The organism is Streptomyces sp. NPDC057694 (assembly GCF_042799415.1).
Lineage (GTDB): Bacteria > Actinomycetota > Actinomycetes > Streptomycetales > Streptomycetaceae > Streptomyces.
The window spans coordinates 58,823-84,271 of the sequence record NZ_JBHVIX010000018.1 but is presented as its reverse complement, the minus strand read 5'-3'; the positions used below and the strand labels follow the sequence as shown (position 1 = coordinate 84,271).

General features: G+C 70.9%; 22 protein-coding genes. 11 read left to right on the top strand and 11 right to left on the bottom strand.

The window, feature by feature from the left end; genetic code table 11:
- Positions 1 to 199: 199 nt before the first annotated feature.
- The 5 genes from ACFVDP_RS30870 to mscL all read left to right on the top strand — a co-directional run bounded on the left by ACFVDP_RS30870 (position 200) and on the right by mscL (position 4,243).
- A complete protein-coding gene (locus tag ACFVDP_RS30870; protein WP_383496853.1) occupies positions 200 to 1,492 on the top strand; it encodes an MFS transporter in 1,293 nt (430 codons plus the stop codon).
- 69 nt (positions 1,493 to 1,561) lie between these two features.
- Complete coding sequence (locus tag ACFVDP_RS30865) at positions 1,562 to 1,897, top strand: FmdB family zinc ribbon protein (protein ID WP_383496850.1); 336 nt, start codon at positions 1,562 to 1,564, stop codon at positions 1,895 to 1,897.
- Between the two features lie 93 nt (positions 1,898 to 1,990).
- Positions 1,991 to 2,845 carry an S-methyl-5'-thioadenosine phosphorylase gene (locus tag ACFVDP_RS30860; RefSeq protein WP_383496848.1) on the top strand — a complete coding sequence of 285 codons (855 nt, stop codon included), beginning with the start codon at positions 1,991 to 1,993 and terminating at the stop codon, positions 2,843 to 2,845.
- A gap of 309 nt (positions 2,846 to 3,154) precedes the next feature.
- Positions 3,155 to 3,619: a hypothetical protein gene (locus ACFVDP_RS30855; protein WP_383496845.1), complete on the top strand. Its 465-nt coding sequence runs from the start codon at positions 3,155 to 3,157 to the stop codon at positions 3,617 to 3,619.
- Between the two features lie 150 nt (positions 3,620 to 3,769).
- A complete protein-coding gene (gene mscL / locus ACFVDP_RS30850; RefSeq protein ID WP_383496843.1) occupies positions 3,770 to 4,243 on the top strand; it encodes a large conductance mechanosensitive channel protein MscL in 474 nt (157 codons plus the stop codon).
- Positions 4,244 to 4,247: 4 nt separating this feature from the next.
- Here the strand turns inward: mscL and ACFVDP_RS30845 are convergent, their stop codons facing one another.
- From ACFVDP_RS30845 to ACFVDP_RS30830, 4 genes are all read right to left on the bottom strand, one after another.
- Positions 4,248 to 4,448 (bottom strand): hypothetical protein, encoded by a 201-nt coding sequence (locus tag ACFVDP_RS30845; RefSeq protein WP_383496840.1) that lies wholly within the window; start codon positions 4,446 to 4,448, stop codon positions 4,248 to 4,250.
- A 34-nt stretch (positions 4,449 to 4,482) separates the two neighbouring features.
- Complete coding sequence (pflA, locus tag ACFVDP_RS30840) at positions 4,483 to 5,286, bottom strand: pyruvate formate-lyase-activating protein (protein ID WP_383496837.1); 804 nt, start codon at positions 5,284 to 5,286, stop codon at positions 4,483 to 4,485.
- A gap of 96 nt (positions 5,287 to 5,382) precedes the next feature.
- A complete protein-coding gene (gene pflB, locus ACFVDP_RS30835) occupies positions 5,383 to 7,665 on the bottom strand; it encodes a formate C-acetyltransferase (protein ID WP_383496834.1) in 2,283 nt (760 codons plus the stop codon).
- A 219-nt stretch (positions 7,666 to 7,884) separates the two neighbouring features.
- Positions 7,885 to 9,315: an MFS transporter gene (locus ACFVDP_RS30830; RefSeq protein WP_383496831.1), complete on the bottom strand. Its 1,431-nt coding sequence runs from the start codon at positions 9,313 to 9,315 to the stop codon at positions 7,885 to 7,887.
- 340 nt (positions 9,316 to 9,655) lie between these two features.
- Between ACFVDP_RS30830 and ACFVDP_RS30825 the strand changes: the two genes are divergently transcribed.
- The 4 genes from ACFVDP_RS30825 to ACFVDP_RS30810 all read left to right on the top strand — a co-directional run bounded on the left by ACFVDP_RS30825 (position 9,656) and on the right by ACFVDP_RS30810 (position 14,514).
- Positions 9,656 to 10,822: a low temperature requirement protein A gene (locus ACFVDP_RS30825; protein WP_383496828.1), complete on the top strand. Its 1,167-nt coding sequence runs from the start codon at positions 9,656 to 9,658 to the stop codon at positions 10,820 to 10,822.
- A gap of 92 nt (positions 10,823 to 10,914) precedes the next feature.
- Positions 10,915 to 12,027, top strand: coding sequence for a P1 family peptidase (locus ACFVDP_RS30820; RefSeq protein WP_383496825.1), 1,113 nt, complete (start codon positions 10,915 to 10,917; stop codon positions 12,025 to 12,027).
- A 170-nt stretch (positions 12,028 to 12,197) separates the two neighbouring features.
- Entirely contained in the window at positions 12,198 to 13,367 is a 1,170-nt protein-coding gene (locus ACFVDP_RS30815; protein WP_383497099.1) for an Ig-like domain-containing protein, read from the top strand.
- 244 nt (positions 13,368 to 13,611) lie between these two features.
- Entirely contained in the window at positions 13,612 to 14,514 is a 903-nt protein-coding gene (locus ACFVDP_RS30810; RefSeq protein WP_383496822.1) for a DUF6227 family protein, read from the top strand.
- A gap of 39 nt (positions 14,515 to 14,553) precedes the next feature.
- Here the strand turns inward: ACFVDP_RS30810 and ACFVDP_RS30805 are convergent, their stop codons facing one another.
- The 5 genes from ACFVDP_RS30805 to ACFVDP_RS30785 form a co-directional block, all read right to left on the bottom strand.
- Entirely contained in the window at positions 14,554 to 14,802 is a 249-nt protein-coding gene (locus ACFVDP_RS30805; protein ID WP_383496818.1) for a hypothetical protein, read from the bottom strand.
- Positions 14,803 to 14,982: 180 nt separating this feature from the next.
- The gene (locus tag ACFVDP_RS30800) at positions 14,983 to 17,067 is read right to left on the bottom strand and encodes a fructose-specific PTS transporter subunit EIIC (RefSeq protein ID WP_383496816.1); all 2,085 of its coding nucleotides are present in this window, start codon (positions 17,065 to 17,067) and stop codon (positions 14,983 to 14,985) included.
- Between the two features lie 184 nt (positions 17,068 to 17,251).
- Positions 17,252 to 18,202: a 1-phosphofructokinase gene (gene pfkB, locus ACFVDP_RS30795; RefSeq protein ID WP_383497096.1), complete on the bottom strand. Its 951-nt coding sequence runs from the start codon at positions 18,200 to 18,202 to the stop codon at positions 17,252 to 17,254.
- 53 nt (positions 18,203 to 18,255) lie between these two features.
- A complete protein-coding gene (locus ACFVDP_RS30790) occupies positions 18,256 to 19,017 on the bottom strand; it encodes a DeoR/GlpR family DNA-binding transcription regulator (protein WP_383496813.1) in 762 nt (253 codons plus the stop codon).
- Positions 19,018 to 19,153: 136 nt separating this feature from the next.
- The gene (locus tag ACFVDP_RS30785; protein ID WP_383496810.1) at positions 19,154 to 19,918 is read right to left on the bottom strand and encodes a glucose 1-dehydrogenase; all 765 of its coding nucleotides are present in this window, start codon (positions 19,916 to 19,918) and stop codon (positions 19,154 to 19,156) included.
- A gap of 148 nt (positions 19,919 to 20,066) precedes the next feature.
- On the opposite strand from ACFVDP_RS30785, the gene ACFVDP_RS30780 reads away from it, so the two are divergent.
- On the top strand, positions 20,067 to 21,326 hold the full coding sequence (locus tag ACFVDP_RS30780; RefSeq protein ID WP_383496807.1) for an extracellular solute-binding protein: 1,260 nt from the start codon (positions 20,067 to 20,069) through the stop codon (positions 21,324 to 21,326).
- Between the two features lie 115 nt (positions 21,327 to 21,441).
- On the opposite strand, the gene ACFVDP_RS30775 is transcribed toward ACFVDP_RS30780, so the two are convergent.
- Positions 21,442 to 22,980, bottom strand: coding sequence for an MFS transporter (locus tag ACFVDP_RS30775; protein ID WP_383496805.1), 1,539 nt, complete (start codon positions 22,978 to 22,980; stop codon positions 21,442 to 21,444).
- Between the two features lie 63 nt (positions 22,981 to 23,043).
- On the opposite strand from ACFVDP_RS30775, the gene ACFVDP_RS30770 reads away from it, so the two are divergent.
- Positions 23,044 to 24,021 carry a helix-turn-helix transcriptional regulator gene (locus tag ACFVDP_RS30770; protein WP_383496802.1) on the top strand — a complete coding sequence of 326 codons (978 nt, stop codon included), beginning with the start codon at positions 23,044 to 23,046 and terminating at the stop codon, positions 24,019 to 24,021.
- 176 nt (positions 24,022 to 24,197) lie between these two features.
- Here the strand turns inward: ACFVDP_RS30770 and ACFVDP_RS30765 are convergent, their stop codons facing one another.
- The gene (locus ACFVDP_RS30765) at positions 24,198 to 25,217 is read right to left on the bottom strand and encodes an RNA polymerase sigma factor RpoD/SigA (protein WP_383496799.1); all 1,020 of its coding nucleotides are present in this window, start codon (positions 25,215 to 25,217) and stop codon (positions 24,198 to 24,200) included.
- Between the last annotated feature and the right edge of the window lie 232 nt (positions 25,218 to 25,449).

The following is a 25,449-nucleotide window of genomic DNA, read 5'->3' as shown; positions in this document are numbered from 1 at the left end:
TGAAGTAGAGCCGGCGCGACCGCAAAGCGGCCGCGGTCCCCGTGCGGCGCCCGCACTCACGCGCGCGAACCGCTTGGCCAGGGCCTCTCCTGGCGCGGACCGCAGGTATCACTCGGTTCCCGGCGCATGAGGACGGCTCTCGGTGCCCGCCTCCCCGACCGGGAGGCGGGTACTACCAGGCGGCAGAAAGGCAAGGGCCGTGCCACAGAAGGACACGGTCACCGAACCCGACGAGGGGCGGACCAAGCGCCCCGGCTACGGCCAGTTGCTGCGCACCCGCGGCGCCTGGACGTTCCTGCTGCCCGGCTTCGCGGCGCGCCAGCCGTTCGCGATGCTGACCATCTCGATCGTGCTGCTCGTGCAGCACACCACCGGCAGTTACGGCACCGCGGGCGCGGTCTCCGCGGCGACCGGTGTCTCCATGGCGCTGTTCGCGCCCTACAGCGGCAAACTGGCCGACCGCTTCGGCCAGCGGGCCGTCCTGCTGCCCGGCGTCCTGGTGCACTCCGCCGCCGGTCTCACGATGACCGTGCTCGCGCTGTCGGGGGCGCCCACCTGGGCGCTGTTCCTGGCCGCCGTGCCGACCGGTGCCTCCACGCCGCAGATCGGGCCGATGGTGCGGGCCCGCTGGGGCGTGAAGCTTCAGGGCTCGCCCCTGATGACGACCGCGGCGGCCTTCGAGTCGGTCACGGACGAGTTCACGTTCGTCCTCGGCCCGCTGTTCGCCACCGCGCTGTGCACCGGCGTCGACCCGGCCGCGGGGCTCATCACGGAGGCGGCGCTCACCCTGGTCGGCGGCCTGCTGTTCGCCGCCCAGAAGGGCACCCAGCCCCAGGTGCGCACCGTCGGGGAGCACGCGCGCGTGGAGCAGGTGTCCGCGCTGCGGGTGCCCGGGGTGCGCGTCCTGATCGTCACGTTCCTCGGCATCGGCGCGGTCTTCGGCGGCATGCAGGTCTCGCTCGCCGCCTACTCCGAGGCGATCGGCCGGCCGGGGCTGAACGGCGTCCTGTACGGGATCTTCGCCGCGGGCAACATGCTCTCCGGACTGGTCTGCGGCGCCGTCGCGTGGAAGATCGCCCCGCAGCGCCGCCTGCTCATCGGCTACACGGCGCTCGCCGTCACCGCGTCCGGCCTGTGGGCCGCGCAGTCCGTCGTGGTGCTCGCCGGGCTCGGTCTGCTGGTCGGCGTGTGCATCGCGCCGTCCCTGATCACCGGCTACACGCTCGTCGAGAAGATCGTGCCCGCGACCTCCCGCACGGAGGCCTTCACCTGGCTCACCGGCGCGGTCGCGCTCGGCCAGGCGGCCGCCGTGACGGTGGCCGGACAGCTGGAGGACGGCTTCTGGGACGGGGCCGGATTCCTCGTCCCGATGGGGGGCACCGTGCTGGCCCTGGTGGTCATGTTCCTGCTGCGTTCGCGGCTCGTTCCGCCGTCCGCGGGGCGGACCGTGGCACGTGGTGTGGGTCACCGAGTGCCGGTGGCAGTGGACTGATCCCGTGGAATAGGCCACTATGGAGCGTCGTTAGCACTCATTGAGTGAGAGTGCCAGGAGGAAGACACAGTGCCGACTTACCAGTACCAGTGCACCGAGTGCGGCGAGGGCCTCGAGGCGGTGCAGAAGTTCACCGACGATGCCCTGACCGAGTGCCCCAACTGCGGTGGCCGCCTGAAGAAGGTGTTCTCGGCCGTCGGCATCGTGTTCAAGGGCTCCGGTTTCTACCGCAATGACAGCCGTGGCTCGTCGTCGAGCAGCAGCCCGGCGTCGTCCTCGAAGTCCGAGTCGAAGTCGGACGCGAAGTCGGGTTCCTCGACCTCGTCGTCTTCTTCGTCGTCCTCGGACTCGAAGTCGTCCTCGTCCACCACGTCGAGCTCTTCCAGCTCGTCGTCGGCCGCGTAGGCGCACGCTTCTCCGACGCCCCACGTCTTACAGACCCTGTCGTCCCCGACGGCGGGGTCTTTGGCGTGCCTGGGCTTGGTTACTGTGCTGACCATGGTGACGAACGCGAACACAACTGCCGACGCCGAGATCGGCGTGATCGGCGGCTCCGGCTTCTACTCGTTCCTGGACGACGTGACCGAGGTCCAGGTGGACACGCCCTACGGCCCGCCGAGCGACTCGCTCTTCCTCGGCGAGGTGGCCGGGCGACGCGTCGCCTTCCTGCCCCGGCACGGGCGCGGTCACCATCTGCCGCCGCACCGCATCAACTACCGGGCCAACCTGTGGGCGCTGCGCTCGGTGGGGGTGCGCCAGGTGCTCGGACCGTGCGCGGTGGGCGGTCTGCGGCCGGAGTACGGTCCCGGGACGCTGCTGGTGCCGGACCAGTTCGTGGACCGGACGAAGTCCCGGGCGCAGACCTACTTCGACGGGCATCCGCTGCCGGACGGCACCGTGCCGAACGTCGTGCACGTCTCGCCCGCCGACCCGTACTGCCCCGTGGGCCGGAAGGCCGCGGTGGCCGCGGCGCGCGGCAAGGGCTGGGAACCGGTGGACGGCGGCACCCTCGTGGTCGTCGAGGGACCGCGCTTCTCGACGCGCGCCGAGTCGCGGTGGCATGCCTCCATGGGCTGGTCCGTGGTCGGCATGACGGGACATCCCGAGGCGATGCTCGCCCGTGAACTGGAGCTCTGCTACACGTCGATGACGCTCGTCACGGACCTGGACGCGGGCGCCGAGAGCGGTGAGGGCGTCTCGCACGACGAGGTGCTGAAGGTGTTCGCGCAGAACGTGGACCGGCTGCGGACCGTGCTCTTCGACGCGGTGGCGGGGCTGCCGGCGGCCGGGGAGCGGGACTGTCTCTGTGCGAGCGCGCTCGGTGGGATGGACCCGGGGATCCGGCTGCCGTGATGCCCTCGCGCCGGCGGAACGCCCCCTTCGGATGAGGGAGTTGTCCACAACCGGTCGGTAGTACACGGGGTCCGGCGGGATGTGGCGCGGGAGTGGATCGTGGTCGGCGAGACGGGCGCGGTGCCCGGCTCGGCCGATCGAGGTCCTCCTTCCGACCGCCTGGCGGTGACGTCCGTGTTCGCTGACTCTCCTTCTCGTCCCTGCGCCGATTCCTCTGTCGCTTCCCCTTCTGCGTCCGCTTTCGCGCCCGGTCCGCCTCGGTTCAGCGCTCCGCCGACGTCGGCGATCCCCGCCTTCGCGCCGGTACGGGTGCGGGGTGGGCGGTGGCGGTCCGGCGCGGGGCGTCGGCGGCGGGCCGTCGTCGGCGCCGGGCTCGCCCTGACGGCGGCGGCTCTGGTGGCCGCGGTGCCGTCCTCGGGGCCGGGGCGCGGGCACGAGCGCGCGCAGGCGCCGCCGGGCGAGCACGTGGGTGCGCCGCGGAGGGCGGCGCCGGTCTCCGCGCCGGTGCGGATCGCGGACGCGGGGGCGGTGCGGCTGTTGCGGCCCGGCGACCGGGTCGACGTGGTGGCGGCGCGGGCCGACGGGATGCCGGGGGTGCGGGTGCTGGCCTCGGGGGCCCGGGTCGCCTCGGTGCCGCGGGCGGCGCGGTCCGGCGGGCCGGGAGAAGTCGCGGCCGACGGCGGGGCGTTGGTGGTGCTGTCGGTGGAGCGCGCGACGGCCGTGCGGCTCGCCGGCGCGGGTGCGTCCTCCCGGCTGGCGGTGACGGTGTGGTGAGCGAATGCGCGCCGGTCACGCCCGGAATTGCGACGGCCTTGCGGCGTTGTCACCCTCCCGGAGTACAGGATTGGACATGCTCGGAACAGCCCGACTTAGGTGACGCGGGGGTCTCGTACCCCTCCCCCACATGTCAAGAAGGGCTCGAGCGTGACCGAGGAAAAGACAAGCATTCTGGAGGGCTTCAAAGCCTTCCTGCTCCGTGGCAACGTGATCGACCTCGCGGTCGCGGTCGTCATCGGCGCCGCGTTCACGAACGTCGTGAACTCCGTGGTCAAGGGAGTGATCAATCCGCTGGTGGGTGCGTTCGGCACCCAGGACCTCGACCACTACAGCTCGTGCCTGAAGGACCCCTGCAAGGTGAACGCGGCGGGGGAGGTCACGAGCGGCATCCCGATCATGTGGGGCACGGTGCTCAGCGCCGTCCTCAGCTTCGTGATCACCGCCGCGGTGGTCTACTTCCTGATGGTGCTGCCGATGGCCAAGTATCTGGCGAAGGCGGCGGCCCGGAAGGCGGCGAAGGAGGGCGCTCAGGAGACGATCGAGGTCTCGGAGCTGGAGGTCCTCAAGGAGATCCGCGACGCGCTCATCTCGCAGCGCGGTTCGGGGCACAGCACCCCGTAGCGGATCAGATGTGGTGGGGCGGCTTCTCGTCGAGGAAGCGCGCCAGGTCGGCGGCGCTGTTGTCGGACGCCGTCGGCCTCTCGCCCCAGCCGCGGTCCGAGTCGTCCGAGGACTGCGCCGTCAGCGGATCGTCGAAGATCAGCGCGGCCTTCGGGTCACGCTTCTTCGGGTCACGCTTCTTGGGGTCGGGGGCGGTGCTGCTCATGGCTCCAGGGTACGTCGCCGTCGGCGGAGCGGGCTCAGACCGCCTGGATGCCGTGGGCCTCGAAGATCGACTTGGCTTCGGCGACCTGCTCGGGGGTGGGCGAGGGCGTGTCGTGCAGCGTGAAGGTCTTGCCGAGCGCCTCCCACTTCGCCTCGCCGAGCTTGTGGAAGGGCAGCACGTCGACCCGGGAGACATTGCCCAGGGAGCCGGCGAAGGCGGCGACGCCCTCGATGTTGGCGGGGTCGTCGGTCAGGCCGGGGACGAGCACGAAACGCACCCAGACGTTCTTGCCGAGGTCGGCCAGCCGGTGCGCGAAGTCCAGGGTGGGCTGCAGCGGGCGGCCGGTGACCTTCTTGTAGGTGGCGCGGTCCCAGGACTTGATGTCGAGCAGGACCAGGTCCACGTCGCGCAGCAGGGCGTCGGTGGCGCGCACGCCGAGGAAGCCCGAGGTGTCCAGGGCGGTGTGCAGGCCCAGTTCGCGCTTGAAGCGGTGCAGCAGTTCACCTGCGAAGACCGGCTGGAGGAGCGGCTCGCCGCCGCTGATGGTGGCGCCGCCGCCCGCTGCCTCGATGAACCGGGTGTACTTGGCGGCTTCCGCGACGATCGCGTCGGCCGAGGTGCGCTTGCCGTCGCGCATCCGCCAGGTGTCGGGGTTGTGGCAGTACAGGCAGGTCAGCGGGCACCCGGAGAGGAACGTGACGAAGCGTGTGCCCGGTCCGTCGACGCCGGTCGACAGGTCCCAGGAGTGCACCGAGCCCTCGGTCGGGCGGTGCGTCGCGGCGGCGGCCGGGGTCGCGGCGTCGTTCGCGGCGAGGTTCTGGGTGAGCAGCACGGTCATGGCAGGGCTCCTCGAAGTCCGAGGTGGAGGTGGGGTGTTCGCGCCGCCCGGGGCCGGGGTGAGGGCCCGGCCCCGGGAGCGCGGATCAGCGGGGGCTCACAGGGAGCCGTGGAAGGTGCGGTTGATGACGTCCAGCTGCTGCTCGCGCGTCAGGCGGACGAAGTTCACCGCGTAGCCGGAGACCCGGATGGTCAGCTGCGGGTAGTTCTCCGGGTGCTCCATGGCGTCCTCGAGGGTCGCCTTGTCCAGGACGTTGACGTTCATGTGGAAGCCGTCGCTGGCCATGAACCCGTCGAGCACGCCGGAGAGGTTGCCGATCCGCTCGGTGGGTGTGCGGCCCAGGGCGTCCGGGGTGATGGTGTTGGTCAGCGAGATGCCGTCCTCGGCGTCGTCGTAGGGCAGCTTCGCGACCGACAGCGCGGAGGCGATGTAGCCGTGCTCGTCACGCCCGTTCATCGGGTTGGCGCCGGGGGCGAACGGCATGCCGGAGCGGCGGCCGTCGGGGGTGTTGCCGGTCTTCGTGCCGTAGACGACGTTCGAGGTGATGGTCAGCACCGACTGTGTGTGCACCGCGTCGCGGTACGTCGGGTGCTTGCGGATCTTCTCCATGAAGCCGTGGACGATGCTCTTGGCGATCTGGTCGGCGCGGTCGTCGTTGTTGCCGTAGGCCGGGTAGTCGCCCTCGATCTCGTAGTCGACGGCGAGGCCGGTCTCGTCGCGGATCACCTTGACCTTGGCGTGCTTGATCGCGGAGAGGGAGTCGGCGGCGACGGACAGGCCCGCGATGCCGCAGGCCATGGTGCGCAGGATCTCCTGGTCGTGCAGGGCCATCTCGATGCGCTCGTAGGCGTACTTGTCGTGCATGTAGTGGATGACGTTGAGCGCGTGGACGTACGTCTTCGCCAGCCAGTCCAGCATCGCGTCGTAGCGCTCGGCGACGACTCCGTAGTCCAGGTAGTCGCCCTCGATGGGCTCGAAGCCCTCGACGACGCGCTTGCCGGACTTCTCGTCGCGGCCGCCGTTGATCGCGTAGAGCAGCGCCTTGGCGACGTTCACGCGGGCGCCGAAGAACTGCATCTGCTTGCCGACGGCCATCGCGGAGACGCAGCAGGCGATCGCGGTGTCGTCGCCGTACTTGGGGCGCATCAGCTCGTCGGACTCGAACTGGATGGCCGAGCTGTCGATGGCGACCTGGGCGGCGAAGTCCTTGAAGCGCTTGGGCAGGGCGCGCGACCAGAAGACCGTCAGGTTCGGCTCGGGGGCCGGGCCGAGGTTGTAGAGGGTCTGCAGGGCGCGGAAGGTCGTCCGGGAGACCAGCGGGCGGCCGTCCTCGCCGATGCCGGCCATCGACCAGGTGACCCAGGTCGGGTCGCCGGAGTAGAGGTCGTTGTACTCGGGGGTGCGCAGGAAGCGGACGATGCGGAGCTTGATGACGAAGTCGTCGATGAACTCCTGGGCCTCGGCCTCGGTGATGCGGCCGGCCTCGATGTCGCGCTGGAGGTAGATGTCGAGGAAGTTGTCGATGCGGCCGATCGACATGGCCGCGCCGTTCTGCTCCTTCACGGCGGCGAGGTAGGCGAAGTACAGCCACTGGACGGCCTCGCGGCCGGTGCGGGCCGGGCCGGAGATGTCGTAGCCGTACGACAGGGCCATGGCCTTGAGCTCGTTGAGCGCCTTGATCTGCTCGGAGATCTCCTCGCGGTCGCGGATGACGTGCTCGGTGGGCCAGTCCGCGCCGAGCCGGTCCTTGTCGGCCTGCTTGGCGGCGATGAGGCGGTCGACGCCGTAGAGGGCGACGCGGCGGTAGTCGCCGATGATGCGGCCGCGGCCGTAGGCGTCGGGCAGGCCGGTGATGATGCCGGAGGAGCGGCAGGCGCGGATCTCGGGGGTGTAGGCGTCGAAGACGCCCTCGTTGTGGGTCTTGCGAAGGTGGGTGTAGATCTCCTTGACCTCGGGGTCGGCCTCGTAGCCATAGGCGTTGAGGGCGCCCTCGACCATGCGCCAGCCGCCGTTCGGCATGATCGCGCGCTTGAGCGCGCCGTCCGTCTGGAGGCCGACGATGAGGTCCTTGTGGTCCTTGGCGTCGCCGTCGATGTAGCCGGGCCGGAAGGCGTCGATGCGGGACGGGGTCTTGGCGTCGACGTCGTAGATGCCGCGCTCGATCTCCGTGGGGAACATCGAGAGGAGCTTGTCCCAGACGGCGGTGGTGCGCTCGGTCGGGCCGGCGAGGAAGGAGCCGTCACCCTCGTAGGGGGTGTAGTTCTGCTGGACGAAGTCGCGGACGTCGACGGCGTCGCGCCACAGGCCCCCCTTGAAGCCGTCCCAGGCCTCGCCGTGCGTCGTCGCTTGCGTCGTCTGCTCCGCGGGAGTGGCAGTCATCTGCGGCACCTTCCCCATCTCTTCGACCGGTTCGTTGCTACGTATTCATTGGACTCCCGTCGCGCCGCCGCCGGGGGCCGCAATGGTCCTGAGTTCGGGACCATTGGACCCACTTTTGGGGCGGCAGCGACGGGGATTCGCCGTCTGACCTGGGGTTTCTATCGGGACTTTCGACCCGAATTCCCTTGTGAACGCATTCACAAGATTTTCCGCAGAAAGTCAGCTCGGGGACTCGGCGCCCTTGCGGGCGTAGAACCACCAGCAGACGCCGATGCAGGTGGCGTAGAAGCCCACGAAGCACCACAGGGCGCTGGTGACCGCGAAGTTGGCGAACATCGCGGGGATGAAGAAGAACCCGTAGGCGGCGATCGCCGAGGTGAATCCGGTGACGGCGCCGGACTCCATCTCCGCCTGCTTGAGCGCCTTGGTGTACTCGGGGGTGCCCTCCGTCAGGTTCTTCAGGTGCTGCCCGCGGAAGATCACGGGGATCTGGCGGAACGTGGAGCCGTTGCCGACGCCGCTGAAGAGGAACGCCAGGTAGAAGCAGGCGAGGAAGCCCCAGAAGTTGCCGCCCGCGCCGTTCGAGGGCATGAAGTTGATGACGCCGATGATCGAGACGGCCATGCCGGCGAACGAGATGATCGTGACGCGCGCGCCGCCCAGCTTGTCGCCGAGCCAGCCGCCGCCCCAGCGGGCGAGGGCGCCGATGGCCGGGCCGATCCAGGCGTAGGTGGCGGCGGTGTAGGCCGCGTCGATCGGGGTCCAGGTGGTCTTGATCAGCATCGGCAGGGCGGCGGCGAAGCCGATGAAGGAGCCGAACGTGCCGACGTAGAGCCAGGTCATCAGCCAGTTGTGCTTGCGCTTGAAGATGACCTTCTGCTGCTTGAAGGGGGTGGAGGCGACCTTGAGGTCGTTCTGGCCGAACCAGGCGATCACCGCCAGGACCACGAGGACGGGAACCCAGAGGAACGCGGCGTTCTGCAGATAGACGGGCGTGCCGTCGGCCTTGTGCTGGGCGGAGCCGATCGCGATCACCGAGCTGGTGATGACGATCGGGGTGAGCAGCTGGACGACGGAGACGCCGAGGTTGCCGAGGCCGCCGTTGATGCCGGTGGCGCTGCCCTTCTCCCGCTTGGGGAAGAAGAAGCCGATGTTGGCCAGCGAGGAGGCGAAGTTGGCGCCGCCGATGCCGCACAGCGCGGCGATGGCGACCATCACGGCGTAGGGGGTGCCGGTGTTCTGCACGGCGACGCCGAGCCAGATCAGCGGGACCACCAGGACCAGGGTGGACAGCGCGGTGAAGCGGCGCTGGCCGATGCGCGGGCCGAGGAAGGTGTAGAAAATCCGGGCCGTACCGCCGGTGAGCCCGGGGATCGCGGTCAGCCAGAACAGCTGCGAGGTGCTGTAGGCGAAGCCGACGTCCGTCAGGTTCGTCGCGGTGACGCTCCACACCTGCCACACCACGAAGGCCACGAGGAGTGCGGGGACGGCGATCCACAGGTTGCGGGTGGCGACCCGCTTGCCGATGGACTTCCAGAAGAGGTCGTTCTCGGGTTCCCAGTCGGCGATGGTGCGGCCCGGACGGTACTGCCCCGGGTCGTAGGAAGAAGTGACGTCGTCGACCGCGGCGTCCCTGACGGCAGGACTCATGACGTGTTCCTGGTGGTGAGGAGGGGTTTCCTGACAGTTGTTGCTCCTCAAGAGTCCCGCCGGGATAAATGGGGTGTAAGGGGAATTGGTCGGGTGTCGCGCTCCCCGAAAGTACGGAGCAGGGGGCGACCAAGGTCCCGACGGGTGCGACGCGTTGGGACCGGCCGTTCGTCCGTGGTGTGGGCACATCACGCGGCTGATCTGCTGTGCTTGTCCCATGACGTCGTCCACACCACACGATCCACACCCGCACCGGAGCCCGGATGCGCACCACGATCCACACCCGCACAACAGCTCACCCACGCATCAGGAACGGCTCCGGCGCTCCCCCGTCCGCCGCATGGTCGAGCGGGGGCGGGACGAGCAGCATCGGGTGGCCTCGTCACTGGAGTTGTTCTTCGACCTCTGCTTCGTCGTGGCGGTCGCCCAGGGCGGGGTGGAGCTGGTGCACGCCATCGCCGAGGGGCATACGGGCAGCGGCGTCATCAACTACGCGCGGATCTTCTTCGCCATCTGGTGGGCGTGGATGAACTTCACGTGGTTCGCCTCCGCGTACGACAACGACGACGTGATCTACCGGGTCGTCACGCTGGTCCAGATCGCGGGCGTGCTGGTGCTCGCGGCGGGCGTCTCCCGGGCCTTCGAGAACGACGACTTCACCGTCGTCTGGCTCGGCTACCTGATCATGCGGGTCGCCATGGCGGCGCACTGGCTGCGGGCCGCACGGGCCAGCAGCGGGGCGGAGCGGAAGGTCGCCCTGCGGTACGCGGGCGGGGTGCTGCTGTGCCAGGTCGGCTGGCTCGCCCTGATGCTCACGCCCGACTGGGCGGTGCAGAGCTGGATCTTCCTGGCGATGGCGGTCCTCGAGATGTGCGTCCCCGTCTTTGCGGAGCGGGACCGGCAGACGTCCTGGCACGCGCACCACATCTCCGAGCGGTACGGCCTGTTCACGATCATCGTGATCGGCGAGACGATCGCCGCGGCGACGGTCGCGGTGAAGTCGGGCATCGAGGAGCACGACGCCCTCGGCGAACTCCTGCCGATCGCGGCCGGCGGGCTGCTCATCGTCTTCGCCGCGTGGTGGATCTACTTCGCGGTGCCGATCCACGACCGGCTGCACGACAACCGGCAGGCGTTCGTCTGGGGATACGGCCACTACCTGATCTTCGCGTCGGCGGCGGCGATCGGGGCGGGCATCGAGGTCGCGGTCGAGCAGGCCGTCGGCGAGGCGCACCTGAGCAGAACGGCCGCGTCCGCCGCCGTGACGATCCCGTGCGCGGTGTTCCTGGTCATGGTGTGGGCGCTGCACGCACGGTTCTTCAAGGTGGGCCTCGCCCAGCAGCTGACCCTGCCGGTGAGCGCGGTGCTGGTGCTCGCCTGCACGTTCGCCGGGCACTGGGCGGTGCTCGCGGCGGGCATCGTGACGGCGCTGACGGTGGCGGCGGGGATGACGCTGTCGACACGGGCCGGGCGGGAGGAGGCGGCGGTCCGGGCGGAGAGCTGGTAGACCGCCGACGGGCCGATGGCGCACTGGTACCGGGCCCCTGATGGACCGCTGGTGGGCCGCTGGTGGGCCAACTGCCGTGTTAGGCATGGTCCATGACGCACATCCATGACGCTCTGCTTCCTCAAGACGCTCTGACCGATGTCCACGGGCTGCGCGTGGGGCACGCCACCTGCGCGGAGGACGGATGGCTGACCGGGACCACGGTCGTGCTGGCCCCGGAGGGGGGTGCGGTCACCGCGGTCGATGTGCGCGGGGGCGGGCCCGGCACCCGGGAGACCGACGCGCTCGATCCGCGCAATCTGGTGCAGCGGATCGAGGCGATCACGTTGACGGGCGGCAGCGCGTTCGGGCTCGACTCGGCGTCGGGGGTCGTGGACTGGCTGGAGGAGCAGGGGCGCGGGGTGCCGGTGGGGGGTCCCGGGCAGGTCGTGCCGGTGGTTCCGGCGGCCTGCGTGTTCGATCTGGGCCGGGGCGGCGACTGGCGGGCACGGCCGGGGGCCGGCACGGGCCGCGCCGCGGTGGAGGCGGCGGCGCGGAGCGAGCTCGGGGCGCCCGTTCAGGAGGGGAGCGTGGGCGCGGGCACGGGGGCGCTCGTCGGCCCGGTGCGGGGCGGCATCGGCACCGCGTCGACCGTGCTCGCGTCGGGGATCACGGTCGGGGTGCTGGTCGTCGCCAATGCGGCGGGTTCGGCGATCGATCCGGTGACGGGGGCGTTGTACGGGGACTTCTTCGCGGGGCACGGCCCGGTGACGTATCCCTCTCCCGCCGTGCACGAGGCGGCGGGCCGGCGGCTGGCGCGGGCCCGGGCGGACGCCGAGGCGGCACACGGGCCGGCACCGCTGTCCGAGCGGCGAGCGGCAGATCAGGGCGCGCCGCCGCCCCCGCTGAACACCACCCTCGCCGTCGTCGCCACCGACGCCGACCTGACCCGCGCCCAGGCGCAGAAGGTGGCGGGTACCGCGCACGACGGCATCGCGCGGGCCGTGCGCCCCGTCCATCTGCTCAACGACGGCGACACGGTCTTCGCCCTCGCCACCGGCGCGCGGCCGCTCGACGCCGCGAACCCGCTGGCGCTGAACGAGATCCTGGCGGCGGGCGCGGACCTGGTGACGCGAGCGATCGTGCGGGCGGTGCGGGCGGCGGAGTCGGCGGTCACCCCCAGCGGGACGCACCTGGCGTACGGCGACCTCTACGACCAGGCGTAGGACGGTTGCGTAACAGACGTAACAGGACTGTCCCTGTGGCTGCCTTCACAACAAACGGAAGGAACTCTTCCAGTCCTTTCGGACTCTCTCCTCGTACCGGAGAAACAGCCGGGAGTACCTGAAAAGACGTAGAAGACCACAAGAAGGAGCAGACCGTGAGCAGGCAGAACATGGCCGTCATCGGCGCCGCCCTCGCCCTTGGCGCGCTGACCCTCACGGCCTGCGGGGGCAGCGCCACCGCGGACGACGAGAAGGGCGGGAAGGGCGGCGACGCCCCGCGCATCACCATCTCCGCGAAGGACGGCTCCACCAGCGCCTCCATCAACGCCACCGGGGTGAAGGTCGCCGACGGCAAGCTCACCGACGTGAAGATGACCGAGGAGGCCGGCGGCAAGCAGGTCGCCGGGACCATCGCCGCGGACGGCGCGTCCTGGAAGCCGAAGGAGCAGTTGGAGCGCGGCACCAAGTACCGCATATCGGCGACCGCCAAGGACGGCGACGGGGACACGGCCGCCGCCAACTCCATCTTCACCACGGTGACCACGGCGAACAGCTTCATCGGCACGTACACGCCGGACAACGGCACGACGGTCGGCGTCGGGATGCCGGTCTCGTTCACGTTCGACAAGGCGATCACCCAGCAGAAGGACGTGCAGTCGCACATCAAGGTGACGTCCAGCAGCGGGCAGCAGGTCGTGGGCCACTGGTTCAACTCCCAGCGCCTCGACTTCCGGCCCGAGGAGTACTGGAAGGCCGGCTCCAAGGTCACGATGAAGATCGACCTCGACAGGGTCGAGGGGGCGAACGGGATCCACGGGGTGCAGAACAAGACGGTCACCTTCACCGTCGGCCGCGCCCAGGTCTCCACCGTCGACGTGAACACGCAGAAGATGACCGTGGTGCGCGACGGGCAGACGCTGAAGACGGTCCCCGTCTCGACCGGCAGCACGGCCCACCCCACGTACAACGGCCAGATGGTGATCTCCGAGAAGTTCGTGCAGACCCGGATGAACGGCGACACGGTCGGCTTCGGCGGCGAGTACGACATCGCGGACGTGCCGCACGCGATGCGTCTGTCGCAGTCGGGCACGTTCATCCACGGCAACTACTGGAGCTCGCCCGGCATCTTCGGCTCCCAGGGCACCAGCCACGGCTGCGTCGGCCTGCAGGACGTGCGCGGCGCGGGCGGCGACACGACCGCGAAGTGGTTCTTCGACAACTCCCTCGTCGGTGACGTCGTCGTCGTGAAGAACTCCCACGACAAGACCATCTCGCCGGACAACGGCCTCAACGGCTGGAACATGCCGTGGAGCCAGTGGACGGCCGCCAGCGCCGGCTGACCGTCCCCTCCCGGCTCACCGTCGCCCGTTCACTCCCCGTCGCTCTTCCCCTCCCCCGCTCTCTCTGGTCGAATTTCACATGCGGGGCGCGCAGGAACCTCTCGCGCGGCCCGCACGTTGTCCAGGAAGCAGCAGGAACGCACCCAATTCCCGCTCTCTGTTTGCGATTTCACGGACACGATGTCCGACCGAGGCGCTACGGTATGCACCCACTAGGTGACATGCGGCAATGCCGGGAGGTGTCTTGAGCGTTCCGTACGACGACGAGTCCGGCCACCTGTACGACGCCCCGTCCCACAGGTCGCCCGAAGAGCAACTCGCACGCCTCCTCGGCCGTTCGATCAACTCCTTCGAGCTGCCGGACGAGACGCTGGAGGGCATCGACTGCGCGCTGGCGTACGACAGTTCCCTCCACTCGGCCCACCACAGCGCGGGCCTGCACCGCGAGACGTACCGGCACACCTGGCTGCTCGTCGACGGCAGCCCGCTGACCCTGTGGGAGCTGGTGCACAACACCGGCCGGGACGGCATCGCCCAGCACGAGGTCTACGTCACCGCGGACGAGGTGCATCTGGCGACCGGCCGGCTGCCGATGCCGCCGGAGGCCGCGCCGGGCTTCGACCTCGACGTGTCCCTCGCCCCCGAGGGCTTCACCACGTTCACGACCTTCGGCACCTTCGGCGCCTTCCGAGCCCTCACCGACTTCGACGGTTCGGAGACCTCGGACGGCCACGGGCTTCCCGAGACCGCCGTCGACACCCCCGGCGCCCATGTACAGCTGCCGCCCGTACCGCCGCAGCGCCCCGCCTTCGGGCCCGCCGACCCGGACAGCTCCGTCGACCACGCCCGCAGACTGCTGCGCCGCGCGGAGAACCCGGAGGTGGAGACCCGCCCCGGCCCCGGCACGGCGCGGCTGCTGCGGGAGGCGTGCGCGCACCAGATCACGCAGGCGTTCGGCCGTCGGCTCAGCCCCGGATTCGCGCTGTACGAGCACGCGTTCCTGCTGGGCGACGGCTGCGAGGTCAGCCTGTGGGAGGTCGAGCACACGGCGACGCCGGACGGCTCGCACATGTGCGAGGTGTACCTGACCCAGGAGGCCGCCCGCGCCGCGATCGACCGGCGGGCCGCCTCAAGAGTCAGACGGTGACGTCGGCCCGGCCGACGGCGGCGACCGTAGGCACAGCGCCTAGCGGCGGCTGAACTGCCGGACCAGTCCGGCGAACGCGTCCTGCTCGTCGGCGGTCAGCGGCACCGACTCCACGGCCGGTGCCTTGCCCTGGCCGGGCAGCACGCCCAGCGGCAGCGACCGGGGCGGCTCCGGCGGGGCGACGGCGACGACACGTACCAGGCGGACCAGACCGACCACCCAGGCCACAGTGACGAGCGCGAGCGCCGCCAGGCCTATCTGCTGAAGGATCGACACGTGCTCAGGCATGCGGTCCAGTGAACACCACAGTCCGGGACTTTGGTCCCGGACCGTGACGTATCTCGCAGTGTTCACAGTATTCACAGTGTTCGCAGTACCGGACACTTCGACCGGACCCTGACCGGGCCCTGAGCCGCCTTCGCACTGGACCGTGCGCCGTCCGTGAAGTCGGCTTCCGCCCGCGCGGGTTCAGACCGCGGCCGGGACCGGAGCCTCCGCGGACGCCGCACCGTCGGCCGCCGTCTCGCTCTTGCCCGGCGCGTTCTTGCGCATCCCCTTCAGTACGACCACCAGGGCGGCGGCGACACAGACCCCGGCCGCGATGGCGACGAGGTAGAGCCAGGGGTTGCCGATCAGCGGGACCACGAAGATGCCGCCGTGCGGAGCGCGCAGGGTGCAGCCGAAGGCCATCGACAGGGCGCCGGTGACCGCGCCGCCCGCCATGGAGGCCGGGATGACGCGCAGCGGGTCGGCCGCGGCGAACGGGATCGCGCCCTCGGTGATGAAGGAGGCGCCGAGCACCCAGGCCGCCTTGCCGTTCTCCCGCTCGGAGCGGGTGAAGAGGCTGCCGCGCACCGTGGTGGCCAGGGCCATCGCCAGCGGCGGCACCATGCCGGCGGCCATCACGGCGGCCATGATCTTCAGGGAGCCGTCGGTGGGGTCGGCGAGGCCGCCGACCGCGAAGGCGTAGGCGACCTTGTTGAGCGGGCCGCCCAGGTCGAAGCACATCATCAGGCCGAGCAGGGCGCCGAGCAGCAGCGCGTTGGCGCCGGACAGGGAGTTCAGCCAGTCGGTCAGCCCGCTCTGCAGCGAGGCGATCGGCTTGCCGATCACGACGAACATCAGGAAGCCGACGGCGATCGACGACAGCAGCGGAATCACGACGACCGGCATGATGCCTCGCAGCACCGCCGGGACGTTCACCTTCTGGATCGCCATGACGACGCCGCCCGCGATGAGGCCCGCCGCGAGGCCGCCGAGGAAGCCCGCGTTCACGGTCAGCGCGATGGAGCCGCCGACGAAGCCGGGCACGAGCCCCGGCCGGTCCGCCATGCCGTACGCGATGTAGCCGGCCAGGACCGGGACGAGGAAGGCGAAGGCGGCCTGGCCGGTGTAGAAGAGGAGCGCGGCCCAGCTCGTCGACGAGGTCCAGTCGAAGCTGTTGAGCAGGGTCTCGACCTTCACGTCGGCGACCTTGTAGCCGCCGATCGCGAAACCGAGCGCGATGAGCAGGCCTCCGGCGGCGACGAAGGGCACCATGTAACTGACGCCTGACATCAGCCATTTGCGGAGCTTTGTCCCGTATCCATCCCCGGATTCACCAGAGTTGTCCACAGCTGTGGATGACGGATCGGCTCCGAACCCGGCGCCCGATCCGGCTCCGGTGATCTCGCCTCGGGCCGCCTTGCCGCGTACCTCTGAGATGAGTTCGGCGGGGCGGTTGATACCCGCCTTCACGCCGACGTCGACCGTCGGCTTTCCGGCGAACCGTTCCTTCTCCCGTACGGGCACGTCGTGCGCGAAGATCACGCCGTCCGCCGCCGCGATGACCGCCGGGTCGAGGCGGGTGAAACCGGCCGAGCCCTGGGTCTCGACGACGAGTTCGACGCCGTCGGTGTCGCGGGCCGTGTTCTCCAGGGACTCGGCCGCCATGTAGGTGTGGGCGATGCCGGTGGGGCAGGAGGTGACGGCGACGATCTTGAACGTGTCGGCCGGCGCCGGGGGTTCGGGCTCGGGCGTGGTGGTCCCGGTGGGCGCGGCGGTCCCGGCGGGCGTGGTGGTCTCGGCGGGCGAGGCGGTCTCGGCGTCCTGCTCGTGGGGGGCCTGGGAGTCGCCGCGGATCAGCGCCGCGGCCGCTTCGGTGTCGGTCGCCGCGCGCAGGGCCGCCTTGAAGTCCTCGTCCATCAGCTGGCGGGCCAGTGCGGACAGGATCGTCAGGTGGGCGTCGTCCGCTCCGGCGGGGGCCGCAATCAGGAAGATCAGGTCGGCCGGGCCGTCCGGCGCCCCGAAGTCGATGCCGTGGGCCGCACGGCCGAAGGCGAGGGTGGGCTCGGTGACGTGGGGGCTGCGGCAGTGCGGGATGCCGATGCCGCCGTCTAGGCCGGTCGGCATCTGGGCCTCTCTTGCCGCTACGTCGGCGAGGAAGCCGTCCAGGTCGGTGACCCGGCCGAGGGTCACCATGCGGGTGGCCAGGGAGCGGGCCGCCTCGTCCTTCGTCTCGGCGGACAGGTCGAGGTCGACCAGGTCCGCGGTGATCATCTGGGCCGTGGTCATCGCGGGCTCCTTTGCCTACGGTGCGGGGTGGCTTGTTCGGGGGCCGGTACCGGTGCCGAGGTGGGGGCGGGTGCCGGTGTGAGTACGGGTGCCGGTGCGTCGTGGCTGGTCGCGCAGTTCCCCGCGCCCCTGGCGGGGCGATCCCTGAGGGCGTCGTGGCTGGTCGCGCCCCTGGTGGGGCTGCTCATCGGGTCACCGGTTCCTTCAAGGGGCGGCCCAGCGGCACCTCCGCCGTCACCACCACCGCGTCCGGCACCAGGTCCCCCGGGGTCGGCATTGCGCTGCCCGGGAGTTGGACCGCTGCCGCGCCGTGGGCCACGGCCGAGGCGAGGGCGCTGGGGCCCTCGCCGCCCGCGATCAGGAAGCCGGCGAGTGAGGAGTCGCCCGCGCCGACGTTGCTGCGGACCGCGTCGACGGGGGCGCTCGCGAACCAGGTGCCGGACGCCTCGACCAGAAGCTGGCCGTCGGCGCCGAGCGAGGCGAGGACGGCGGCGGCGCCCGCCCCGCGCAGCTCTTCGGCCGCCGCGACGGCGTCGCCGATCGTGGTGAGCGGGCGGCCGACGGCCTCGGCCAGTTCCTCGGCGTTGGGCTTGACCACGTCGGGGCGCTCCTTGAGGGCCGCGAGCAGCGCCGGGCCCGAGGTGTCGAGCGCGATCCGGGCGCCCGCCTCGTGCGCGCGGGCCACCAGCTCGGCGTACCAGGCCGGGGCCAGGCCGCGCGGCAGGCTGCCGCAGCAGGCGATCCAGTCGGCGCCGGCCGACCGCTCCGCCACCGCGGCGAGCAGCGACTCGGCTTCCCGCGCGCTCAGTTCGGGTCCCGGGGCGTTGATCTTCGTCAGGGTGCCGTCGGGTTCGGCGAGGGCGATGTTCGAACGGGTCTGGCCCGCGACGGGCACCGGGTGGACCGTGATGCCCTGCGCGTCGAGGAGGTCGGCGACCAGGGCGCCGGGGGCGCCGCCCAGCGGCAGGACCGCGAGGGTGGGGGCGCCGGCGGCGGCGACCGCCCGCGAGACGTTGACCCCCTTGCCGCCCGGGTCCATGCGCTCGCCGGCGGCGCGGACGACCTCGCCGCGGTCGAGGCCGGGGATCTCGTAGGTGCGGTCGAGGGAGGGGTTGGGGGTGACGGTGAGGATCATGCGGGTGTCGCCGTTCTGCTGACTGGGGGCCTGGCCGGGGGTGCGGGTGCCGCTCATGCGCGGATCACCTCCGTGCCGCCCGCCTCGATCGCGGCCGCGTCCTCGTCACCGAGGCCGGTGTCCGTGATCAGCAGGTCCACGTCGGCGAGGTCGCCGAAGCGGGCGAAGTGCTCCTGGCCGTGCTTGCCGGAGTCGGCGAGCAGCACGACGCGGCGGGCCGCGGCGACGGCGGCCCGCTTGACGGCGGCCTCGGCGAGATCGGGGGTGGTCAGTCCGGCCGCGGCCGAGAAGCCGTTCGCCGCGAGGAGGACGACGTCCGCGCGGATCTCGCCGTAGGCCCGCAGCGCCCAGGCGTCGACGGCGGCGCGGGTGCGGTTGCGGACCCGGCCGCCGACGAGGTGGAGCTGGATGCCGGGGTGGTCGGCGAGCCGGGCCGCGATGGGCAGCGAGTGCGTGACGACGGTCAGCGCGGACTCCGGCGGCAGCGCGGCCGCCAGCCGGGCGACCGTCGAACCGGCGTCCAGGACGACGCTGCCCTCGGCCGGCAGCTCGGCGAGCGCGGCGCGGGCGATGCGGTCCTTCTCGTCGGCCGCGGTGGACTCGCGCTCGGCGAGGTCGGGCTCGAAGTCGAGGCGTCCGGCCGGGATGGCGCCGCCGTGCACCCGGCGGACGAGCCCCGCGCGGTCCAGGGCCTTCAGGTCGCGCCGGATGGTCTCGGCGGTGACCTGGAACTCCTCGGCGAGGGACAGCACGTCGACCCGGCCGCCGTCCCGCGCGAGTCGGAGGATCTCCTGCTGACGCTCCGGTGCGTACATGCCCGTATACCTGTGCTCTCGCCTGCGAATATGCCCGAATCTGTTGCTTCACTGGCAGGCTACGGCTGAATTTCCAGAAAGTAAACAGACTCGGGCATCAGGCAGACACAAACGGGCACCCTGCGCCGGTCGGCTCCTACTGCCCCATGACGTACTTCACCGTCGGGCCCGTGGTCCAGCCGCCGTCCACCGCCAGCTCGGCGCCGGTCACGTACGCCGCGTCGTCCGACAGCAGGAACACCACGGCGTTCGCTATCTCCTCGGCCTCGCCGACCCGGCCCATCGGGGTGTTCGGGTAGCCGCCGTCGCCGCGCGGGATGCCGAGCTGGGCGGTCATCGGGGTGTACGTCATGCCGGGGTGCACGGAGTTCACGCGGATCCTCGCGGTGCCCTGCTCCACCGCCGCGATCTTGGTGAGGCCGCGCACGGCCCACTTAGAGGCGCCGTACGAGGAGGTGAGCGCGAGCCCCATCAGTCCGGCGGCCGAGGAGATGTTGACGATGGAGCCACCGCCCGCCTCCTTCATGGCCGGGATCGCGGTCTTCATGCCCGCGAAGACGCCGACCAGATTGATGTCGACGACCTTGCGGAAGTGCTCCACGCTCTCCTGCTCCAGGGGCGTCCCGGTGGAGACCCCGGCGTTGTTGACGAGGCCGTGCACGCCGCCGAACTCCTGGACCGCGTACGCCACGGCCGCCTGCCACGCGCCCTCCGAGGTCACGTCGAGGGTGACGAAGCGCGCCCGCTCGCCCAGCTCGGCGGCGAGCGCCCGGCCCTCGTCGTCGAGTACGTCGCCGATCACGACGGCGCCGCCCGCGGCCACCGCGCGCCGGGCGATCTCGGCGCCGATGCCACGGGCTCCGCCGGAGACGAGGACGGTCTTGCCGGTCAGGTCGTTCATCAGGGACTCCACTTCACTGGGGATGTACCGGGCGGGCGAGGCCGGTGAACGGCCATACCTGCCACAAAGTCAGAGTATGCCCGTGTGGCACAATGTGCCACGGACGAAAGACCCGGGGTACTCACAACAGAACAGCGGGGAAAGCGCAGTGCGGCGACGGCGGTTCCTTCTTCAGACGGCGGGCCTGAGCGGGGCGGGCGCCCTGGCGATGAGCGGCTGCGGCTCGGACGGCGACAGCGGCGGGGACGCCACCACGCTCGACGTGCTGCTCGCCGGTTACGACGGCACCGTCGGCACATCCATCGAGAAGCGCTGGAACGCCGCGGTGCGGGCCTTCCAGAAGAAGCACCCGGCGATCAGGGTGAAGGTGGAGCGCGTCCCCTTCCTGAAGCTGGACGCCACACTCGCCCGCCGGGTCAAGGACGGCCGCGCCCCCGACATCTCCGAGGGCAACTTCTTCGCGCCGTACGCCGAGGAGGGCAGGCTCTACTCGGCCGACCAGTTGTTCGCCGTGCCGGTGCAGGCGAACTTCATCGGCTCGTTCGCCGACGCGGGCAAGATCGACACCATCCAGTACGGCATCCCGACGCAGGCCAGCGCCCCGCGCCTGTTCTACAACACGGCCCTGTTCCAGCAGGCCGGGCTCACCCGCGCCCCCGCCTCCTGGGCCGAACTCCGCTCCTGCGCCCAGGCGTTGCGGCGGATCGGCGTCGCCACGCCCTACGCGCTCACCTTCGGCCCCGAGGCCGCCGAGGACGAACTGCTCGCCTGGCTGCTCGCGGGCGACGGCGGCTACGCGTCGCTGTCCGGCTACGACTTCGCCGCCACGGAGAACGTGGCGACGCTGACCTGGCTGCGCGACAAGCTCGTCGTGCCGGGCCTCGCGGGCGCCGACCCGGCGAGGCTCACCCGCACCCAGGCCTACGCGCAGTTCCTCCAGGGCAGGGCCGGGATGCTGCTGGCCCACCCGGTGCTGCTCTCCGCGGCCGGCCGGGCGGGCGTGAAGTACGCCACCGCGCCCTTCCCCAAGCGGGACGGCGACGGGGTCGCGCCGCCGGTCGGGCTCAACGACTGGCTGATGGCGTTCAAGGCGAACGGCCGCCTTTCGGCGGCGAAGACGTTCCTGACCTTCCTGTTCACCTCACCGGCCGCCCGCACCTACGGCTCGGACACCGGCACCCTGCCCGCGACCGTCAGCGACTCGGAAGAGCTGGAGGAGGACAGCGCGCAGCGGGCGCTGTGGCCGTTCGTCCACCAGTTGCCGGACGCCGAGTTCCATCCGGTGGGGCTGCGGTCCTGGTCCACCGTGCGGGGCGCCGTCCGGCGGGGGATCGGGCGGGCCGTGGCGCCGGGGGGCAGTCCTTCGGACGTGCTTCAGGCGCTGGACCGGGTGGGGGCCGGCGCCTGAAGTCGAGTCGTCTCGTTGCCGGGTGCGCGTTTCGTCGTGGTTGCTCGCGCCCACGCGGCGGAGCCGCATATTGATACAGCCCCGCGCCCCTTACGGGGCCGCGATCAGTTCCCGTTTACGGGGCCGCGATCAGCTCCCGCTCGATCTCCGGCTCGGCCGCCTCGCCGACGCCCTCGGAAGCCTTCTTCGGCAGCGCGAACATCAGCAGGAAGATGCCGACGAGGATGCCGGCCGCCCACAGCAGCGCGCTGCGGAAGCCGTCGATGAAGGCCGCGCTGCCCTGGGCGGCATGGTCCTCGACGACGTTGAAGAAGACGACCGAGACCAGGCTCAGACCCAGCGCGTTGCCCATCTGCATCACGGTGTTGATCAGCCCGGACGCCGAACCGGCGTGCTCGCGCGGCACATCGGAGAGCACCGCGTCGGTCAGCGGCGCGACGATCAGCCCCATGCCGAGCCCCATCACCACCAGCGGCAGCGCCATCTGCCAGGAGGCGATCCCGAGCCCGTAGTGCCCGGCCTGCCATACGTAGATCAGCACACCGGCGGCCATCAGCAGGGCGCCCGCCTGGAGCACCTTGCGGCCGAAGCGCGGCACCAGCTTCTGCACCGAGATCCCGGCGGCGACCGACACCGCGATGGAGAACGGCACCCCGGTCAGGCCCGCCCGCAGCGGGCTCCAGCCGAGGCCGAGCTGCATGTACAGCGTCCAGGTCAGGAAGAAGATGCCGGTGGTGATACCGAAGACAGTCTGCACGGCGATACCGGCCGCGAAGCTCTTCACCTTGAACAGGGACAGCTCGATGAGCGGGGAGCCGTCGCGCCGGGTCTTGGCCTTCTCGTACGCGACGAGCACTCCTGCGATCAGCACGGAGGCCGCCATCATCACGTACCCCCAGACCGGCCAGCCGTTCTCGCGGCCCTCGGTCAGCGGGTAGACGAGCGCGAGCATCGCGAGGGTGACCAGGACGACGCCGACCAGGTCCAGCTTCAGCGCCTTGGGCGCCTTCGACTCGGTGATGACGCGGGAGCCGAGGATCAGCGCGGCGATGCCGACCGGGAGGTTGATCAGGAAGATCGGGCGCCACTCCAGACCCGCGATGTTCCACTCGGTGAGCAGCGCGCCGAGCAGGGGGCCGGTCACCGCGCCGAGTCCGACGATCGCGCCGAACAGGCCGAAGACCTTGCCGCGTTCGTGCGCGGGGAACGTGGCGTGCACGATCGACAGGACCTGCGGCACCATCATCGCCGCCATGCCGCCCTGGAGGATCCGCGAGGCGACCAGCATCTCCGGGTTCGCGGCGAACCCGCACAGCGCGGAGGCGACGGTGAAGCCGCCGATGCCGAGCAGGAAGAGCCGCTTGCGGCCGAACACGTCACCGAGCCGGCCACCCGTGATGAGCAGGGCCGCGAAGGCGAGCGCGTACCCGGCGGTGATCCACTGGAGCTGGCCCGCGGTGGCGCCCTCGTCGTGCTGGATGGTGGGCAGGGCGACGTTCACGATCGTGACGTCCACGAGGTCCATGAACGCCGCCGTCATGACGATGGCGAGGGCGAACCAGCGACGGCGGTCGCCGACGCCCGTACCGGTCGAATCGGCCGTACCGGTCGTGTCGGGCGTACCGGCCGGTTCGGTTGCTGCGGTTGAGGTCATGTCCCGAACACTAGAAGTCATATAGGTCAGATCGTGTCCTAGATGAGGAGCATCCTGAGACGCATGACGACGCCCAGTACGGACACCCCGGCCCGGCTCCTCACCCTCCTCTCGCTGCTGCAGACCCCGCGCGAATGGCCCGGCGGCGAACTCGCCGACCGGCTCCGGGTCTCGCGCCGCACCGTCCGCCGCGACATCGACCGGCTGCGCGACCTCGGCTATCCCGTGCAGGCCACGCTGGGCGCCGACGGCGGCTACCGGCTGGTCGCGGGCAAGGCGCTGCCGCCGCTGGTGCTCGACGACGAGGAGGCGGTGGCCATCGCGGTCGGCCTGCGCGCCGGGGCCGGGCACGCCGTCGAAGGGGTGGAGGAGGCGTCCGTACGCGCCCTCGCCAAGCTGGAACAGGTGCTGCCGGGCCGGCTGCGGCACCGGGTGGCCACGCTCCAGGCGGCGACGATCCCGCTGACCTCGGGGGACGGCGCCACCATCGAGCCCGGGACGCTGACGGTGATCGCCTCGGCGACGGCGGGCACGGAGCGGCTCCGCTTCCACTACCGGGCGGCGGACGGCTCCGAGACGCGCCGCCTGGTCGAGCCGTGCCGGCTCGTCTCCACCGGGCGCCGCTGGTACCTCGTGGCGTACGACATCGATCGCGACGCCTGGCGTACGTTCCGGGTCGACCGGCTGACCGAGCCGTTCGCGACCGGTGCGCGGTTCGCTCCGCGGGAGGTGCCGGGCGGCGACGCGGCGGAGTTCGTGCGGCGGTCGATGTCGTCGCGGGGCGCGGGGTCGTACGAGCTGGACGTGGAGTTCGCGGCGCCGGTGGAGGTGGTCGCCGAACGGGTTCCTCCGGCGGCCGGGACCCTTGAGCCGCTGCCGGACAGTTCCGGGTGCCGGTTGCGGGGGGCTTCGTCCGATGCCGTGGAGTGGGTGGCCGTGCGGTTGGCTATGACCGGGTTCGATTTCCGGGTCCGGGGCCCTGAGGAACTGATCTCCGCCGTACGGGAAATGGGCGCCCGCATGGTGCGGGGCGCCCCGTAAGGGGCGCGGGGCTGTGTCGATTTGCGGCTCCGCCGCGTGGGCGCGAGCAACCACGACGAAAGCCGCAGACGCGTCTGCTCGGTGCATGAGCAAACGCGTCTGCGGCTTGTACGTGGCTGAGCGCGCAGTTCCCCGCGCCCCTGGCGGGGCGCGGCGGACCGCACCCCGTAGACGGATCAGGCAGCTGCGTCGAAGCCGGTGTCGCGGGCCAGCTTCTTCAGCTCCAGGAGCGCGTGCTTCTCGATCTGCCGGATGCGCTCACGGGTGAGCCCGTGCTCCTTGCCGACCTCGGTGAGCGTGCGCTCCCGCCCGTCGTCGATCCCGTACCGCATCTTGATGATCGACGCGGTGCGCTGGTCGAGCCGGCCGATCAGATCGTCCAGCTCCTCGCTGCGCAGCAGGGTCAGGACCGACTGCTCGGGGGAGACCGCGGAGGTGTCCTCCAGCAGGTCCCCGAACTGGGTCTCGCCCTGGTCGTCCACCGACATGTTCAGCGAGACCGGGTCGCGGGCCCAGTCCAGGACGTCGGTGACGCGCTCCGGCGTCGTCTTCTCGAGCTGCGCGGCGATCTCGGCGGGCTCCGGCTCGCGCCCGTGCTCGCGGTTGAACTCGCGCTGCACCCGGCGGATCCGGCCCAGCTCCTCGACCAGGTGGACGGGGAGGCGGATGGTGCGGGACTGGTCGGCTATGGAACGGGTGATGGCCTGACGGATCCACCACGTCGCGTACGTCGAGAACTTGAAGCCCTTGCGGTAGTCGAACTTCTCGACGGCGCGCACCAGGCCGGCGTTCCCCTCCTGGATCAGGTCGAGGAGGGGCAGGCCCGCGCGCGGGTAGCGACGGGCCACCGCGACCACCAGCCGCAGGTTCGACCGGATGAAGATGTCCTTGGCCTTGTCGGACTCGGCGACGAGCGCCTCCAGCTCCTCGCGGGACGCCTTGCCCGCGGCTTCGCTGTCGCCGAAATCGCCCAGCTCGCCATCGAGGATCTGCTGGGCGTAGACGCCCGCCTCGATGGTCTGCGAGAGCTCTACTTCCTTGGCGGCGTCGAGCAGCGGTGTCCGCGCGATCTCGTCGAGGTACATGCCGACCAGGTCGCGGTCGGCGATCTCCCCGCCTACGGCGCGAACACTGCGTGCCGCATCAGTCTCGCCGGAGGCGGCGGACTTACGACGGGCTACGGCACGGGTTGCCATGCGTGCTCCCTTGCGGTGGTAGGTCGGCTTGTCGCCCTCTCGGGTGCCCTGCATCCGAACGAATCAACGTCTGGAATCCGGACAGAATTCCCAAGCCGCCCATCTTTTTTCTGATCATGCAGTACCCTGTCGCGCCACACTGCGCGAGAAGGCCGACGAGATACCACCAGGATCCACAGAGACGCAGGTCAGGCAGTGGGACACGAGTGACGTGGCCCTCGGTCGGCGGCGG